Below are 1217 nucleotides of genomic sequence, written 5' to 3'. Positions count from 1 at the left end.
GAGCGCGGGCCGTACAGGTAGACGGCGGTGCGGCCATCGACCTCGATGGTGTTGTTGCGCACCACGTTGTCGGAGCCCGCCATGATGATGGCGCGGCCGCCGGATTTGATTTGAAGGTTTTCTGCGGTGTAGAAGGTGGGTGGGAAATAATCCCAAGGGATTTTGTTAAAAGCCTCGGTTTCCGGGTTCCAGTTGGATTCTTTTGTAACAGCAGTGTCTTCTGTCAGCATTTTCATTCTTTTATTTATCATAATATTTGGCGCCATCTCAACACCTATGCCAAAACCCCCAGGAGTCTCTATTTTTCCGTTATGAACTTTTAAAAAAACTTGATCATTACCCAATATTCCTACTCCATTTACATTCTTAAATGGTCTACCGGAGATTAGATGTTCTCTCAAATCTAATTCAGATAGACTATTTTTGTAAAAAGTCAGTACGCTACCATCACCTTGACTATCCGTGGGTGAACCATGCTCTATTCCACCCTCTATCCAATCAATGGCCTTTCGCTGTATAAAATCGTGAATTACACAATAACGGCCATTGCCTCTAATAGCCGCTGCTATGGGATAATAGCCTCCGAGATATTTAATCGCTTTGCACCCTTCCGGTAGGGGGGAAGTATCACTAGGTGGGTGACGACGCTCCGCCCATTCTTCTGTTGTTAGCTGTTTTTTTTGATTTGAATGACATTCAATCAATAGTACGGAATTAAGCATCAAGAATAGAGTGATCATACCTCTTTGCATACGCTGCTCCCCGGAAGGCAAACCCCTGGGTATTTTTCTTCCTGCCCGATAAGATCTCCTAGGAAAATCTCTCTATTGATTTGCGCCTGATCTTTATCATATTTCTCGCTCATCTTATCAAGAAAATTTATTTCTTTATTTTCTTTGTCATTCTTTCCTTTTGGATTTAATTTTCCCTTGGCAATGAATTTATTAACGGATTTTTGCAGGAAATCAATCTTCTTTGGAAAGTCTTTCCCTTCCTCTCTAATTGCATTGAATCTCTCGAGCACATTCCTGATCTCCTCAAACCCCAGCGCAGGCCTAGTTCCATACGCCGTCAAAAACTCATAAACCGCCTTCTCCCCTTGCAGCGATCGATACTCCCGCTTGTCCCAATAAGGCACCTCTGGATCAGGCATATTCCCCAGTATTGGCATGTCCTCGTCATAGGTGTAATCCGGCTCGGACCCCGCAAGCCCATGC

At 44.4% G+C, this 1217-nt stretch carries 1 protein-coding gene and 1 pseudogene; both read right to left on the bottom strand.

Features of this window, described 5'->3' with window-relative positions; genetic code table 11:
* Positions 1-740 (bottom strand): annotated as a pseudogene (locus PO605_RS30810) (hypothetical protein); the annotation flags it as partial.
* Positions 737-1217 (bottom strand): DUF3939 domain-containing protein (locus tag PO605_RS30805; RefSeq protein WP_272207348.1); only part of this gene is annotated, 481 nt, incomplete at its 5' end. The pseudogene PO605_RS30810 and the gene PO605_RS30805, both read right to left, overlap by 4 nt.

The sequence above is a fragment of the Delftia sp. DT-2 genome, from assembly GCF_028401915.1.
In the GTDB taxonomy this organism is placed as follows: Bacteria; Pseudomonadota; Gammaproteobacteria; order Burkholderiales; family Burkholderiaceae_C; genus Comamonas; species Comamonas tsuruhatensis.
Note: the sequence above shows the minus strand (reverse complement) of the source record. Positions and strands in the feature narration are given on the sequence as shown.